This is a genomic window from Saprospiraceae bacterium, assembly GCA_016712145.1.
Taxonomy (GTDB): domain Bacteria; phylum Bacteroidota; class Bacteroidia; order Chitinophagales; family Saprospiraceae; genus Vicinibacter.
In genome coordinates this window covers 769,323-785,406 of record JADJRO010000003.1, presented here as the reverse complement: position 1 = coordinate 785,406, position 16,084 = coordinate 769,323, and the positions used below count along the sequence as shown (strand labels likewise).

12 protein-coding genes are annotated in these 16,084 nt (G+C 37.0%); all 12 read right to left on the bottom strand.

The annotated features are described in order from the left end of the window. Positions 1-15: 15 nt before the first annotated feature. A complete protein-coding gene (locus IPK91_15920) occupies positions 16-594 on the bottom strand; it encodes a DUF3347 domain-containing protein (GenBank protein ID MBK8298730.1) in 579 nt (192 codons plus the stop codon). 20 nt (positions 595-614) lie between these two features. Further along, entirely contained in the window at positions 615-1,655 is a 1,041-nt protein-coding gene (locus tag IPK91_15915) for a YncE family protein (protein ID MBK8298729.1), read from the bottom strand. A 697-nt stretch (positions 1,656-2,352) separates the two neighbouring features. Beyond that, on the bottom strand, positions 2,353-3,276 hold the full coding sequence (locus IPK91_15910) for a hypothetical protein (protein ID MBK8298728.1): 924 nt from the start codon (positions 3,274-3,276) through the stop codon (positions 2,353-2,355). Between the two features lie 101 nt (positions 3,277-3,377). Further along, positions 3,378-5,222 (bottom strand): DUF5060 domain-containing protein, encoded by a 1,845-nt coding sequence (locus tag IPK91_15905; protein MBK8298727.1) that lies wholly within the window; start codon positions 5,220-5,222, stop codon positions 3,378-3,380. Between the two features lie 90 nt (positions 5,223-5,312). Next, complete coding sequence (locus tag IPK91_15900) at positions 5,313-6,239, bottom strand: T9SS type A sorting domain-containing protein (protein MBK8298726.1); 927 nt, start codon at positions 6,237-6,239, stop codon at positions 5,313-5,315. Between the two features lie 16 nt (positions 6,240-6,255). Then, positions 6,256-8,124, bottom strand: coding sequence for a DUF1929 domain-containing protein (locus tag IPK91_15895; protein MBK8298725.1), 1,869 nt, complete (start codon positions 8,122-8,124; stop codon positions 6,256-6,258). A gap of 383 nt (positions 8,125-8,507) precedes the next feature. Continuing rightward, positions 8,508-9,341 (bottom strand): T9SS type A sorting domain-containing protein, encoded by an 834-nt coding sequence (locus tag IPK91_15890; GenBank protein MBK8298724.1) that lies wholly within the window; start codon positions 9,339-9,341, stop codon positions 8,508-8,510. A 68-nt stretch (positions 9,342-9,409) separates the two neighbouring features. Further along, on the bottom strand, positions 9,410-11,437 hold the full coding sequence (cadA, locus tag IPK91_15885; protein ID MBK8298723.1) for a cadmium-translocating P-type ATPase: 2,028 nt from the start codon (positions 11,435-11,437) through the stop codon (positions 9,410-9,412). Between the two features lie 609 nt (positions 11,438-12,046). After that, positions 12,047-12,637, bottom strand: coding sequence for a hypothetical protein (locus tag IPK91_15880; protein MBK8298722.1), 591 nt, complete (start codon positions 12,635-12,637; stop codon positions 12,047-12,049). Further along, positions 12,621-14,534, bottom strand: coding sequence for a multicopper oxidase domain-containing protein (locus IPK91_15875; protein MBK8298721.1), 1,914 nt, complete (start codon positions 14,532-14,534; stop codon positions 12,621-12,623). The genes IPK91_15880 and IPK91_15875 overlap by 17 nt, the downstream gene beginning before the upstream one ends. 11 nt (positions 14,535-14,545) lie before the next feature. Next, entirely contained in the window at positions 14,546-15,322 is a 777-nt protein-coding gene (locus IPK91_15870; GenBank protein MBK8298720.1) for a hypothetical protein, read from the bottom strand. Then, entirely contained in the window at positions 15,319-16,080 is a 762-nt protein-coding gene (locus IPK91_15865; GenBank protein MBK8298719.1) for a hypothetical protein, read from the bottom strand. The genes IPK91_15870 and IPK91_15865 overlap by 4 nt, the downstream gene beginning before the upstream one ends. Positions 16,081-16,084: the final 4 nt, after the last annotated feature.

The window sequence follows — 16,084 nt, the reverse complement described above, 5'->3', positions numbered from 1 at the left end:
TTTCGCTTCTCTGTTTTACCGTTTTGCTGCCTGTAAAGTCTCTTTTGTCGAACCGCAGGATAGCATTTTTTTACCAAAATATGGATTGCGTATTTTGGATTGTTCGCTCAACCAAAAAGCTCCTTTTCCATCATTAGCCATAGGACAAAATTGATAATAGAGGTCATCTGGATTTGCCTTAAATACTTTTGCTACCTCATAAAGGTTTTTAGACAAGCTAACAAAATGCTCACGTTGGTGCTCCGTTTCAGGAGCCCCTTTAATATGTTCGAGATCGAATGATAATTTCTCAGCATACATTGTCCAAATGAGATCTTGTTTATTAGTCAATCTTTTCGTATCCAAGGCATCAATGGCTTTCATAAAAGACTTTGCTGAAGTCGCAGCTTTGTTTGCATCATTCATAACAAGAGCATTTTTCAAATCCAGATAGGCAGTCAATACTGCATTAAACTGTGTAACAGTATCTTTTGAAGTTTTTTCAATTTGTGAAGAAATATGAATTGAATCATGGTCATGGTGATGATGGTGCTGCGCATTACTTTTTGAAAAAAAGAATGTCGCAACAAGCAATATGATATTTTGTAATTTCATTTTTAGATTTTTTAATTTAATTATTGTTTTAAAACAAGTCCATTCGGTTTGCTGCCTACTAGTATATCCTTAATTTTAGTATGAGTGTTCAAATCAATCACGGAAACATTTCCGGCACCTTGATTGGTTACATAAGCTTTGCTTTCATCGGTGTTAAACACTATAGCATGCGCATCTGAACCAGTGAAGATTTCGCCATTTTTTGTCCACACTCCGGCAACCAATTTATAATATACAACTTTGCCATTATCTGCGTCACTTACCCAAAGTTCAGCATGTAGTTCATTATACGCCACATAGCCGGGTTTAAAGCCAAGATTGATGGTTGCCGTTACCAGATTTGTAGCCACATCAATTTCAGAAACCGTTTTGCTGATTTCGTTATCAACATACATTTTGCCATTACTGGCAGGCCAGGCCCCAACTGGTGTTGTTCCTACAGATACAGTTGTCACAACAGTTTTTGTAATTGGATCAATGATAGATACAGAAGCTTCATCGGTATTTGCAGAATAAACCTTTGACCCATCAGCAGAAAATGTGACTTCAGACGTCAAATGACCAACAGTGATTTCTTTCAGTTTCTTCCAATCTGTAGTACTATAAATAAATACATGACTTGGTGTATCGGATTGTGGTATCCATAATTCAGAACCATTAGGACTAAAAACAGCATTGTGGGGGAGTTTTGTAAGTGCTATTTCTTTTTCAATAACACCTGTTATTGAATTAAATATTTGCACTTTATATCCTCCTGTACTTCCACCGCCATGACCGGTATGTCCTCCACTCAAGTCAGTACCTGTAATGGCCACGGCAAATTTGGATTTGTCAGAATTTAGATATATATGATGAGGATACTTTGCTCCATTCAGACTAATGTCGTAAACCTTCGTGTCATCATTGAGGTCAATAACACTGATTGTATTTCCTAAGCCATTGACTACAAAAGCAGCTGGATGAGTAATATTGAGCACCGGATTATCTTCATCTGAACATGCGATAAAAAATGCAAATATGGTACATGCCAAAATTGACACAAATGAATAATTGAATTTCATTTTAAAATGATTGAAAGATAAATAATAGAAAACATTTTAAGATTAGAGAACTTCTAGAAACCACTTAGACATGACTTATAAATATTTTAAACACGAGGCCCCTTTACGAGATGACGTCTTAAAAAGATTAGCGTAATGAAATATAAGTTTGTTTTTAAAAACTCCCAATAGGTATAGACAGACCTATGGCTATCCTAAATCAGAATAACTTATTTTTGGCTTCAGCCAAATAGAAAGATAAATGAGCGTAGGAATTTCCTGGACATAACACCAAGACATTTTGGAAGACAAAAAACAATTAGAAAAATTTAATTCTAATTGGTTGGTAATATCTCCTAATTGAATATTCGAGCTAATTTGAGGGCAGGGGCAGCCTTTATCATTGCAATTTCCTTCTTCCTTCTGATCTTTATGACAAGATTTTCGTTCCCCCAAATTTTTAAAGCAACAACATTTTGATTTTGAACCTTTTTTAACCATTATTTTGCAACAACTCTTGTTGCTTCCACAAGCATAAACTTTAGTTACAGGGACTATTTCAGCCGTGAGAAAAAATGCAAAAGATAATAATATGGAGGTAAAATTCTTCAATATCGTCCTTTAACGTGCAATGTCTGGTTTAAGTATAACAACTCTTGCTTTTTTATTCACAAATGTACGCTTTTGTAAAGTAAGTCCATTTAAATTAGGAAAAACATTAATTGTAAATTTCTTTTTTCAAATACGCCACCACCTCATCAAAAGGATTGAGTTCCCATGCTTCCCCAATGGAAGTGCGAAGATTTGAATTGGCATTGATGTCATAGAATACTTGCTTACCATCATTAGTTATAAGGTATTCAATACTACCAATATCGTGTCCTGTTTCCTTAAAAACTCTACACGCTTCTTCCCGTTCACTTTCAGTAATATTAAGGTAAGGAAAAAATTCGGGTTTAATTTCAGCCATATCGGGAATATCGCATTGACTATCACTTCCATCTTCCGGATTGCAAACCACGGAAGGACACAAATTGAATTTGCCTTGCGTCACTACCCGCATAGCATACAATAATTTTTTGCCTACAAATTCCACTCTTACAATTCCAAATTCAGGATTGTATTCCAACTTTTCCTGAAGCAACAAAAGATTATCCGGTAGCCAGACTTCTGGTTGTACTTGCAATAGATTTTCTAATTCTTCTAAGGTATTAACCAAAAACATTCTAGCACCGCTACCGCCTTGTTCCGGTTTTAAAATCATTGGAAAGCTCAAGTCATATCTTCTCTTCAATGCATCAATATTATTGAATACGATGGTCTTTGGGTGTTCAGCTTTGATGGATGCCAATAGTGCGATTTGAGCAGTTTTACTAAACTCCAATTCGTTTGATTTAGTGCCGTTCAATAGGCGTTTGTGTTTGTTGTCTAGAATTTTGCAAATTGCCCTGGCATATGAAATCGCGCCTTGATTACCACGCTGGTAAGCACTTGGACTCACCATGTTGTAATATAATTTCGCTTCAGGCATGGTATCAAAACTCATGGCTCCTTTTTTCAAATCAATAGTTGTGTAACGTACACCTTCTTTTTCTAAAGCATCAAACAAGGGCTGATGCCAAGCTGGATGTTCATAGATAATTGCTAAGTCAAATTTATTTTCAGGCATCTAGATGATATTCAAGTTTTAATACATAACCATAGGTATAAAAATATAACATTGTTAAACGCAATTATACCGGATTATTGTTTGATAAAATTTTGTGAGTAATGATTGCTTCCATCTTTTAATTTAAGATAATAAATTCCATTCACTAATTGGGAAATGTCTATGGTGTTTTTGATTTTAGTTTTGATAATCGTTTTTCCAAGAGTGTTAAATATTTCAACATCAAAAATCGTATTTGATTGAAAATTGATTTTTAATTCCGTGTTTGCAGGGTTTGGATAAATATTTATTTCTGATTCTGTAAATGTATTTTTTGTGGCAGTGATTGTTTCTAAGTCTATTCGCATAGCAAGATCAATGTTAAAAGCAGGTGAAGTAATATTTTGTGTACCGACGCCAATTGGAGAAGTCTGAATAATCGAATCGTTTGCTGGATTTATCCAATAGATTATACCTGCTTTTGATAATGTAAGATTGAATGATGTTGTGATGTTACTCGAATGTGAGCTGTAATGATGAAAATATCCCATAATAATTTGAGGAGATTGCAAGCCATAAGCTCTGACATTTGAAGGATTAGAAGGTATAATGGTAGTTTGCTGAATAGCGGTATCTGCATGGGAAGTAAAATTCTGCATTGCACGGATGTATCTTCTTTCTTCGGGACCTAAATAAATATTTGCTGCGCCACTAAAATAATCTTTAACCCCGGATAAATTCCAAAAGATAAACATTCCTTCAGCAAAAAATGCAGTCCAACTTCTAATACGCATACGCAATGCAGAAAGTGAATCCCAATTTTGCACTGAATTTCCCTGTTCACCAAAGATGATAGGTTTATTCCATGATTTTCTACTTGTAATCATTTCCCATGCGCGTTGGTCAGAAACAAATTCCGATTCTTTCTCATACCAATGCGGAGCGTTGATATCTATGACGGAAAGATTTTGTTTTTCCCAACTTACTGTAACAAGCCTATTGTAGGGGTCAATTGAATTAAGAAATGGGACGATTTCATAAATCCAGTGGTCGGGAGTAGTGGCTTCATTGTAGAGTTCCCAAATATCAGTATAAGCTCCATATCTCGCAACCACATATCTTATATATCTTTCGATGGCAATTTCCTGAGGAGAATTATTTCCTGTTAAATCTGGAAATGGTGGATTAAATCCAAAGAAGGTAGTCCATAAGCGTATACCATTTTCTCGAAGTGATTGTACCAATGAGTCACCCCACATGCCCTGCTGAACAAGATAGCTGTTGCTTGTTGTGGTTATGGTGTAATAAAGATTGAAGGCGCAATTATCAATACTCCAACGGAACAAATTGAATCCAGCTTCATTGACACCATAAGCATTCATATAAACTTCAAGCGTTGTATCTCTGCCATCATGCTGGCCTGCTGGTCTAAAATCGCCATCATATCCCCAATTATCATGTGGTGTTCCATTTTTATCCCAATCATGGAAGCAGTCTCCAATACCTATTCCGTTAAACAATGTTCCGTCAGGATAAATTAAACGAAACGGATTATTGGGATGTTGACGAAGAAATCCTTTTGTAGTGGATGGTATACAATTAAAGCCACCAGAAGCAGTGTATGTATTTGTAGGAGTGCTAAAAGTAATTGCATAAGTCCAACTTCCTGTTTGGGGAGGAGCAAAACGAATTTTCCAGATATTGGTATTGTAAAAAAATCCATCAATGTTTATTGTTTGAGGTCCTGAAAAAACTGCGGTGACATTTACGTCTTCCCAGTTATTTGAATACGATTGTGGATGCTGAATGGTAAGTTCATAGATATCATATCTTCCAATTGAATTTGTATTTGCGGTAACTGTAATTTGTGCATTTAATAATGATATATGTAAAACAAATGATATTGCTATACAAATGAGTTTGATTGCTATTTTCATCATGTCATTTATTTAATTGATAGTAATTGTATAAGTATTGAAAGTCTTTAAAGATTACTAAATGAAGTAAATCAGCGCAACGTGTCCAAATAATTATTTTTTTATAAATTTTTGTTTGTAAGAACTTACTCCTTGTTTCAAATTCAAGAAATAAAATCCTGAAGGCAATCTTGAGACATCAATCGTGTTTTGGTTTCGGTTCTTAATTTCTATCTTGCCGATTGTATTAAAAATTTCGATTTCGAAATCATTTTGTGAGTAGAAATTGATTTTTAATTCGTTGTTAACAGGATTCGGAAAAAGGGTAATTTGATGTTCTGTTGCATTATTGTTGATGCCCGTTATTGTTTTCAAACTGCCACCTTCCCATTCTTCAAAAACCTTTGAAGGATAACTAGGATTAAAACCAACACGAAACCGAAAAACCATTCCCGGTGCACCGTTCATAATTTTAGTCCTAGTACTATCTATGGCAGATACTACAAGTTTATCGTTATGATATCCTTTTATTTCAGGATAGCCTGTTATGATATCTGTTCTAACTTCAATGCGTAAAGTATCTCCAACTGCAGGAGGAGGAGCAAAAAGTGAATCAAGAATACGAGTTTGTGGTGTTGGAACTTCGTTATACTTAATGTCCCACACTCCAGGAATTTTGCCATCGAGGTCACTCCAATGAAATGCGTATCGCGCAGCATCACTGGTGCGTCTTCTAACAAATACCTGAGCCCACATGCTTTCAATTTTCTCAGATGAAATGATTGCTTCACTATATTGATTAGCTTCAAAATTGCTGCCGGTCCAAGCAGCGATACCAAACAAAGTTGAGGAATTAGAAATTCCAATATCACTATCAGCAATTATGGTAATAGCACTACCTCCAAAGTAAACAGTCCAGTTTGATCCAAGCCCAACTGAACGTTCAAATTTATCAATGGCTGGATCTTGTGCGTTTGATTGTACCGCACAAACAATTATAATAATAATTCCAAGCAACCATAGTGTGATTTCATTTTTCATTTCAGCTTTATATTTATCATTCCAAAATAACTTTTTGCGTTTCTAAAAATTTCCCATCCAATCGTGCTGTAAGAAAGTAAGTACCAGCGACTACTCCAGTGGTTTTCAATGTAAAAATTTGATTTCCAGTCGGTTTTTCAAAAAAGGAGAAATTGCGAATGGTTCTGCCCATTGCATCTGTTAATTCGAAATTGATTTTTCCAATTCTATGCGACGCAAATTTAACTGTCAACAATCCGCTCAAAGCCGCCGGGTTGGGAAACAAGCTAAACACGTTTGCTGCCGTTGATTCTTCTGTCGCAGTTATCACTGGCTTTCCTGGCAAAATTCGCACGATGCGTGCAACCGAAGGAATATCGTCAACCATTACCCAGAGCAAATACCACCCAGGCAATGCCATTAATGAATCATTTGGAATCAATGCTTCAATCGATTGTCCTTGTTGAGTAAAGTCTAGGTCAAGAAAGCGGTTTTCGCCGCAGTTCATCATGTGTGTGGCGGCTTGAGTGCTTTGAAGTACTATATCGGTGGGCCCATTAGTACGCCCGACTTCAAAACGAATTGTATCGCCGCGTTGATAGTCAGTTTTTTCCAGATTCAAGACCTGCGGGCGCACTCCTCGAAACAGGTAAGGTGGCTCAAAAGCATCAATAACACTTTTCGGTGGCTCGTTTCCTGGCTGACCTTCTCCACCTACTACAATCACTCGGCCGTCTGGCACTAAAATGGCCAATGCATGATATTCTCTCTTGCGGGGCATGGGTGCAAGCCGCCTCCAAGTGTTGGCGTAAGGATCATAAAGGTCAGCGAGGTCCATATAATTCCATTGGTTTACAGGAGATGGGTCATTGGGGTCTTCTTTTTCGCCGGCGAGAGTGAGTATGCGTCGATCGGGCAGTAAGACTGCTTCCGGGCGTGAGCGCAAAGGGGCAAAATGCGCACCTAAAGTCCAGGTATTTGAGACAGGGTCGTATCGCTCTACCAACTTGCCGCCGCTACCTGCTGGGAACGGTTTGAAACCGATTGCAATTACTTCCCCCTCTGGTAAATGTATTAACTCATGGTCCACATGGTCACCATTGGGCATCCGTTTGCCTTGTATAAAATCTGCAGCAAGTTCCCATTTTCTGGTTGTCGGGTCGAAAAGCTGGGGCGGACGATGAGTTATCAAGGCTTGACCGCTGTAAAGAGTCAGGATGGGCGACTGTTCATTGCGAATGGCAATAGTATCAGCCCATTCAGTTTTACCTGTAAGCGGATTATACAACTCGGTTGTGTTTACGCGAATTGGGTTTTTTAGCCCACCACCACCTGTTATGAGTAATCGGCCGTCGGCTAATTGGGTCATTGAAGGATACCATCGGTAATCAAGCATGAGTGGTAACACTTGCCATGTTTTTGTAAAAAAATTGTATTGTTTTATTTTACGGGTACCAGGGCCATAGATTTCTAGATCTGTACCACCAGCCATGATGATTTTTCCATTCCAAAGGAGCTTTGGGGCTACACAGCCTTGTATCAGCATGTCGCCTGACATCCCAATGGTGTCGTTAAGTAAAGGATTGAAGGCAAAAGGATCCTTAGTATCGTGGCAATAAAATATATTTCCATTTGGCAATAAAATACCCAAATCTGTGCCACCGAGTGGTTCAGGCGAATCCACTATAGTCGTCCAAACACCTGGATTGGTTTCAGGTTTGAGCTTGATATCATAGACAACGGTATCAATAATGCCAGTAGTGGCGAGTTTAAAATAATCGAACCCACGAGCTGCTACACCCAAAAATAGGTACGGTCCACCGCTCAGATTTTTAAATAAATATTGGCCTGTGATGTCAGTGCGGGATTCCCAAAATTGGATGGTATCTACCGTGAACAAAGTCACACGCGCATTGACCACTGGATTGCCAAAGGTGTCGGTAATTTTACCGATAAGAGTTTGGGCATCTGAGGAATTTAAAGCAAAAAGATGAAGGCGGTAAGCTGGATTAAAATGCGATGCATGAAAGTGGATTTAAAATTGTAAAAGTAAAAAGTTACGAAAAAGTGATTGTTGCAAACAGGAGCTCAACAAATGATGTGATTTTTCTTTTCATTTTGTTTTGTACGCATATAACCGCCAAAAGGTTGTTTATAATTTAATTACTTATCTTATTATTTTCTGTTTATAGACCTATAGATGACTGTCGTCTTTTAGGAACTGCCCTAAATATACTAACAGTCATTAATGTAGTACCTGATGCAATTCTTTAAAGAGTGACTTTGGTTTTATTGCTTTATTAATTTATAAGTTTGTAGAAATCCCTTAGTTTTAATTTGTAAAAAGTAGATCCCACTAATTTGGCAGTCCAAAAAAAAATGCGAAATATTTTGATCCATTGTTGAAAATGTTTCTAAAACCCTGCCCGTAAAATCAGTTATCGAAATTTGTTTTTCTTTTGATTGAAACTGATCATCAAATTTAATTATTAGCAAATCATTAAACAGGGTAGGATACACTTTGACAAATTCAAAATTATCCGAATTAATTGAATTGGTTGGAACGCTTGGCTTCAATGTTAATATTCTCGTATAGGTTGTATCACCTGTAAGTGCATGGTTATGATTAGCAACAAGAGAGGACATATAAATTTTTATTGTACCGGAATTTGATACAGGTGCTTTCCATCGAAAATCCCAATAGATGCTATCTTGAGAATCTGCACCACATGGTGTATGGCTGATGTATGTTCTATTCCCGGAATTGAATTTACGGGTATTGATCGAATCGATTAAATCAAACGTTCCTTTTGCTTTATTGAGGGAATCTAAGGAAGTGCAAACAAAACCAAACTTGTCATGTCCAACTCGACGAATCCTTAAATGAACCAAATAACTTTTTCCGGGAATATAATTTAGTTGGTTACTGTCCAAAGCAAAATACAAGTCTGGAACATCCGGATTTACGGGTGAAATATGGCAACCGGAACAGTTTGTTTCACCGGGGGCTCCACTATGATCTCCTACAAAAGGACTGTCGCAAGGTGAAGGGGCCTTTGTGATGCTCGAACTAAAAATTAAATAAGTGCCTATAATTAGAAAGATGGTAAGTATTTTTTTCATTTGTGGAGTTTAATTAATTTTTAATTTTGGATTGATCCTTGAAAATTAAGTAACACTATAGATTACAATTATGAAATTTTCAAAAAGCTTGCATTGATGGCAACAACTATTGTACTCACTGTCATCAATATAGCTCCTGCTGCAGGACTCAATAGAATGCCATAATTATAAAGCACACCTGCGGCCAAAGGTAAAGCAATCACATTATAACCAGTAGCCCAAATCAAATTTTGAATCATTTTGCGATAGGTGGCTTTTCCGAATAAAATTAAATTTACAATATCTTTTGGATTACTGTTTACTAAAATGATTCCGGCTGTTTCGGCTGCAATATCGCTTCCGCTTCCAACTGCAATTCCTACATCAGCTTGCGCTAATGCAGGTGCATCATTTACACCATCTCCGGTCATTGCAACATATTCTCCATTGCCTTGCAACTCTTTTATTTTTTCTAATTTCTCGTGCGGTAAAACTTCGGCAATAAAACTATCCATACCTAAAGTTTCACTTACACTTTTAGCTACTTTATTGTTATCGCCTGTAAGTAGAATTGATTTGATCTTGTTTTGTTTTAAGGTTTTAATTGCTTCAGCGGATTCAGGTCGTATCTCATCGGATAAGGCAATATATCCTGCTAAGGTATTATTGATAATTAAAAACACAACTGTTTCCGTGTCATTGGCTATAAATCCTTCAGGAACACTAATATTATTTTCTTTTAAATAGCCGGGACTTACCACCATTATTTTTTTTCCTTCTATAGTGGCCTCAACACCTTTACCAGTGATGGCATTAAAATTCTCTGTTGATGCAATTGCGATAGATAAGTCTTTTGCTTTTTGAAGAATGCCTGTCGCAATTGGATGCTCTGATTTTTGCTCTAAGGCAGATGCCAGGCGAATGATTTCATTTTCGTTTACATCTTTTTGCAAAGAAACGATTTTCGACACTTCAAATTTTCCTACAGTAAGCGTTCCGGTTTTATCAAAAACGATGGTGGTAATTTTTCTGGAATTTTCAAAAGCCGTTCTATTCTTAATCAACAATCCATTCTTCGCTGATAAAGCTGTTGATTTTGCAACCACTAAGGGTACAGCCAATCCCAAGGCATGAGGGCAACAAATAACAATTACTGTAACCATCCTCTCCATTGCAAATGCCAATGATTGTCCAGTCAAAAACCAAAAAATAAATGTAGCAATACCTGCAACAATTGCAATTATGGTTAACCATTTTGCAGCCCTGTCTGCAAGTAACTGCGTTTTAGATTTTGATTTTTGTGCATCATCAACCAATTTTATTACTTGAGAGAGGTAAGAATCTTTTGCTGCATGAGACACTGTAACTTTAATTCCTCCATTACCATTAATTGCACCAGCAATTACTTTATCTCCTTTTATTTTTTGAACCGGTTTTGATTCGCCAGTCAGCATTGATTCATTCAAATAGCTTTCACCTTCGAGTATTATTCCATCTGCTGCAACTTTTTCACCTGGCTTTACAAGAATTATATCGTTCACTTTCAGGGTATCTGTTCTTACATCATGAACCATATCAGGCATAACCATATGGGCTTCTGATGGCATCAGTTGTACCAATAATTCTAATTCTCTTGATGCTCCTGCAACGGATTTCATTTCAATCCAATGCCCTAAAAGCATAATTAATATAAGTGTTGCCAGTTCCCAAAAAAAATCCATACCATCCAAACCAAATACAACTGCTACGCTGTAGATGTATGCAACAGAAATTGCAAAGCCAATCAAAAACATCATACCTGGGTTTTTCACCCTTGCTTCATCAACCAATCCTTTCAGGAATGGCCAACCACCATAAAAGAAAATAACTGAAGAAAGTGCGAGCAATACATATTTTGAACCGGGGAAACTAATGTTGATATTCAGCCACTGTTGTATCATTGGTGATAGCAACATAACCGGTATAGTAAGCGCTGATACAACATAAAATCTTTTTTTAAAATCAGCAATCATACCTGTGTGATTCGCTTTTCCATAGGATTTATTTGCAACCGGCTCTAAGGTCATTCCGCATAATGGACATTTACCTGGTGCATCCTGCATAATTTGCGGATGCATAGGACAGGTATATTTTTGAAGTTGATTCTGAGTAAGTGGCACATCAACAAGACTAACTTTAGCAGGTTCTACTGTGGATTTGTGAGAAGTTTTTTCTTCTAAAATCAAATTCATTCCGCAGATAGTGCAATTCCCCGGTTTATCTTCTCTTATCTGCGGATGCATTGGGCAAGTATATTTCGGTTGTGGATTTTGTTGTTCCATTTTGGTTTTTATTTGTGAGAACAGTAAAGAAGTAATGTGATTAACAAGGGTAATGTAAAGATAGTAGTATCCATTTAAAATCCGAATTAATATTACATTTTAGAAGGGTTATAAATCCTATCGAATTGATTCCTGAAATTCAGATTGGACTAAATGCTTAGTTTGTGTGAGTGCAATAAATTTAATCAATATACCTTAAGCATTAACATATCCACCCATTACTCCAAAATCCTTTTTTAATCTCTTCATTTACAGCTGTAAAACTGAAACTTTATAAATTGCAAGATTCGTCTAAGTGATGTTTACAGATTCTCTTCATTGTTTGAAAAAATCTATTAATTATCCTTTACCAATAGGGTGTTAATGTTTTTTGATATATAAATTATTTTTGTTACTTATTTAATGTTAATAACGAATACTGATACCGGCCCCTGCTCCATAGTCGCTATCATACAAAGTGCTAATAGAGAAAGTGCGCGAAATAAAATAGCGCAAGCCCAAAGTATATTCTTTATCTGTATTTACCCTGCCATCAAAAAACAATCTCGTTGTAATAGGCATATCCTTTCTTTGCAGTTGTGCACGAAACTTGCCGGTTGGATCCATTCGTACTTCAGTTTCTATAAAAAAGGGTAATAAATACAATAGGCCGACTTCAAACTGCTTGCGGTTATCTTTAGTATTATTTTTTGAATTTTCAATGCTTCCTTTATTCAGACGAAAATCATAACCTATAAATGCAGCGAGGTAATCCTTTTTGTCTATAAATTGTAACAGATGGGTTTCTGTTTCATAATTGCCTTTCCAATCTACCCGGCCATCAAAGCGAAGTTGGTTTTTATTGTTAGATACAAACCCTTCGAGCCATGCGCAGTTGGACAGCACATTTAAATCGGCCCATTTGTAAATTGCATTATCTTCTTTCTTCAATTCTTTATACCCGGTTTTTGCAAACTCATTTTGCTCCGAACCTTCATAACTAATTATCCGCGCCATACCTGTTGCCATGTGATACAATATATGGCAATGAAAAAAACCAGTCTTTTTCTTCATTAGCTAAAAACTCAATGGTCACTGTTTCCATTGGTTGTATATCAAATGTATGTTTGAGTGGAGCATAATCGCCTTGCGCATTAATTAATCGGAAAAAATGACCATGCAAATGCATAGGATGCCGCATCATGGTGTTGTTAAACATTTTAAACCGAACAACTTCACCTTTTTTAATCATAATTTTATCTGCTCGTGAAAGCGGTTTATCGTCAAACGACCAGATGTATCGTAGCATATTGCCGGTAAGCGTTAGTGGAATTTCACGCGCGGGTATATTTTTATTAAAGGTTGTTGGTTCTAAAGAACGAAGCATGTTGTAGGTGAGTGTTGCTTCATTTTTTTCGTTTTCCATCACCATGCCTGGCATGTCAGCATTTTCTTTTTTTTCATTCATACCCATCGGTTTTATTTTTTTGATGGGGTCCTTTTTCTCCTGCATATCCATACCGGGCATTGATTTGTCTTTTTTGTCAGGATTGACCATATCCATTGGTTTTATTTTTTTTGTATTGTCTTTTTTCTCTTGTTGCATATCCATACCGGGCATTGATTTACCTTTTTTGTCAGAACCATTCATGTCCATTTTGTTTCTTTCGCGAAGCATCGAAAAATAATTCAGCTTGGGAATTTCAAGTGCATTCTTCTTTTTTCCATTACCAAAATAAACAGAACTATAGCCGGAAATATCAGAAGCGGTGGCTCGTAATTCATAAGCACCATCAGAAGGAATAGTGATAAGTACATCATATGTTTCGGCAATAGGAAAATCTATCCTATCTACTTTCACTGGTTTTACATCAATTCCATCAGCTGCAACAACAGTCATAGGTCCACCTGCAAATTGCACCCAAAAGTATGAGCCTGCAGCTCCATTGATCAGTCTCAGCCTTATGATTTCACCTGGTTTAAACTCGGTGTATTCTATTGTTTGTTTACCATTTGCCAAAAAGGTATTATAATAAACATCGGATACGTCCATAGGTGGCATACGGCTCCATTCCTGTTTTGCTTTATCAACTAAATACCCTTTTATGATTGCTTCACCCCAGCTTTGCACCGATTTTCTTTTGATGCCATACCATTCATAATTCGCCTTTAATGAGCGCACAACTGTTGACATTTTTTCATTCGTCCAGTCAGAAAATAGAATCACTTTCTCTTTTTGTTCTTTCTTGCTTTTTTTTGGATAGATGACAATACTTCCATAAAGCCCCACTTGCTCCTGCAAGCCTGTATGCGAATGATACCAGTAAGTGCCGTTTTGAATAATAGGAAAAGAAAATGTAAAGGTACTTCCAGGCTCAATAGGCGGAGTAGTAAGGTTTGGAACTCCATCTTCTGCATTAGGCAATAATAGACCATGCCAGTGAATGGATGTTTCCTTTTTCATCAGGTTGTGCACATAAATTATTGCAGTATCACCTTCTGTAAAATAAAGTGTTGGAGCGGGGATGGTGCCGTTAATTGCAATTGCTGGTTTTAATTTCCCTTTTGCAAATGAAACTAATGTATCAGTAACATCTAAGTAATATTCTACACGGTTACCAATGCTTTTTGTTTCTGCGTTTTCAGGCATGTTCATGCTTTCCATACTATCCACATCTGGCGAATGGACCGGCATTTTCATATTGCCCATATCCATTTTTTTTTCTTTGGACGTATCTTTGGGCATTTGCATGTTCTCATCGGCATTAACCGGAACTAAAACAACTTTGGTTTTTTTCTTTACTTCTGATTTTTTTCTATTTTCTTTTTTCGGCATTTCCATTCCCTTCATATCTTGTCCGAATACAAATGAATGTATTATCATTCCTGCGACTATTAGTAATATTATTTTCATTTTAAAATTGTTTAATGATGCTTATAAAAACCAACGCCCTGGATGTCGTTCCAGGCAGTGGTTTTGTGGCAGGAATAACATTGGGTAACTACAACACCTTCACAACAACCATTATTCTGATCCTTGCTTCGGGCCGCTATTTTTTTAGAAACCATCTCAAAATGTTCCATGTAATGACTGGGTGGTGCTTGGTGACATTGGGCGCATTGAATAGAGAGAACCGATGGATGCTGATATTCAGGTATTGTCCACTGGGTTGTTGCGTGACAGGAAGCACAATTCTTGCCGAATAATCCGAAGTGTTTATCTTTTGTGCTATGACAACCAACGCAATTGAGTTGCGATACAAGTTGTGAAACCAAAGGATGATCAGCGGGTATATGCGAATTGTCAGTCTGTTTTAAATTTTTTGTTCCGTCTGAAATAAATTTCGTACCAATTTTCGCTAACGCTTCATGATCCATCACACGAATGTTAGCATCTGCACCCTGATGTTCAATGTGGCAGGAAGCACAATTACCGATGGTTGCATGAAAGGCTGTAGGTTGGCGCTCAAGCAATGCTTTATTATCAGCATGGCAGCTAATGCATTTCGCATCATCTATGCCTTTGACGGCGGTATGACATGAAGCGCAGTTAGTTGACAAATGCTCATGGGCAGCAGACAGTTTGCCTGGACCCACCTGACTTTGCAAGTTGATTTTTGAAGTAATATCACCATTGCTAAAATAAACAAATGCGACAAAAGCCAGGACAAACAGTACTATGATAATATTTATTTTTTTCATTTGAAATACCGTAAACCAAAATATATAGATGACCAGATGTGGATAATGAGTAAAAGGTAAAAGACGCAGGATGTTACAATATGTACTTTAAGCCAACGTGCTGTGAGGCGTTTGAATAATTCATGAGTCTTTATAGCGTATTCAAGATCAGAGATCGATTCAGCTAATCGCATTGCCCTGATGGAGAGTGGGGCTTTTGAATCTGCCTGAGAATTTCCAATTCCAATAATACTGTTAAGAGCATGACGAACAAATCCATGAGAAGCTGCGTAGGTGGTTTCAGCTTCAGGCTTCTGTCCTAGCTCACCTACTATCTGATTGTATTGCGTGGCCAATAGGTTCAGTTGATCTTGTTTTTCACGTAATTCTTGCGAGGAATAAGTGAGAAAATATCTTCCTATGAAGCCACTCAATACGGTTAGTAACATCATTGTTGTCAACCAAATGCCCAGGTTACTTTCGAAACGGTGACCAGTATGAAGAATTGCCAGAATTGAACCAATGATGCTGGTATAAATGTGCCAATTCAATATTGTGCCAAGTGAAATTCGATTCGAAAATTTTTCTTTTAAAAACGGTATTCTCTTTATTGCAGAATAAAATATCGGCGGCACCAATAATAATAATGTGCCTGAAATTGCGAGGACTCCACCAGTTAAACTTCCTGGAAACCGAGGTGAACGGTGAAACAAAAAACCCAGCCAAAGGATAAGTTGAATCACAAGTAAACCGCACATTATTATCCGTTCTTTTTTCATCACA

Excerpts from the sequence above, each read along its gene's own strand:
- IPK91_15865 (MBK8298719.1), bottom strand. The coding sequence starts at position 16,080 with ATGAAAAAAGAACGGATAATAATGTGCGGTTTACTTGTGATTCAACTT.
- IPK91_15875 (MBK8298721.1), bottom strand. The coding sequence starts at position 14,534 with ATGAAAATAATATTACTAATAGTCGCAGGAATGATAATACATTCATTT.
- cadA (MBK8298723.1), bottom strand. The coding sequence starts at position 11,437 with ATGCATCCGCAAATTATGCAGGATGCACCAGGTAAATGTCCATTATGC.
- IPK91_15905 (MBK8298727.1), bottom strand. The coding sequence starts at position 5,222 with ATGATGAAAATAGCAATCAAACTCATTTGTATAGCAATATCATTTGTT.
- IPK91_15870 (MBK8298720.1), bottom strand. The coding sequence starts at position 15,322 with ATGAAAAAAATAAATATTATCATAGTACTGTTTGTCCTGGCTTTTGTC.
- IPK91_15915 (MBK8298729.1), bottom strand. The coding sequence starts at position 1,655 with ATGAAATTCAATTATTCATTTGTGTCAATTTTGGCATGTACCATATTT.
- IPK91_15900 (MBK8298726.1), bottom strand. The coding sequence starts at position 6,239 with ATGAAAAATGAAATCACACTATGGTTGCTTGGAATTATTATTATAATT.
- IPK91_15920 (MBK8298730.1), bottom strand. The coding sequence starts at position 594 with ATGAAATTACAAAATATCATATTGCTTGTTGCGACATTCTTTTTTTCA.
- IPK91_15880 (MBK8298722.1), bottom strand. The coding sequence starts at position 12,637 with ATGGCGCGGATAATTAGTTATGAAGGTTCGGAGCAAAATGAGTTTGCA.
- IPK91_15890 (MBK8298724.1), bottom strand. The coding sequence starts at position 9,341 with ATGAAAAAAATACTTACCATCTTTCTAATTATAGGCACTTATTTAATT.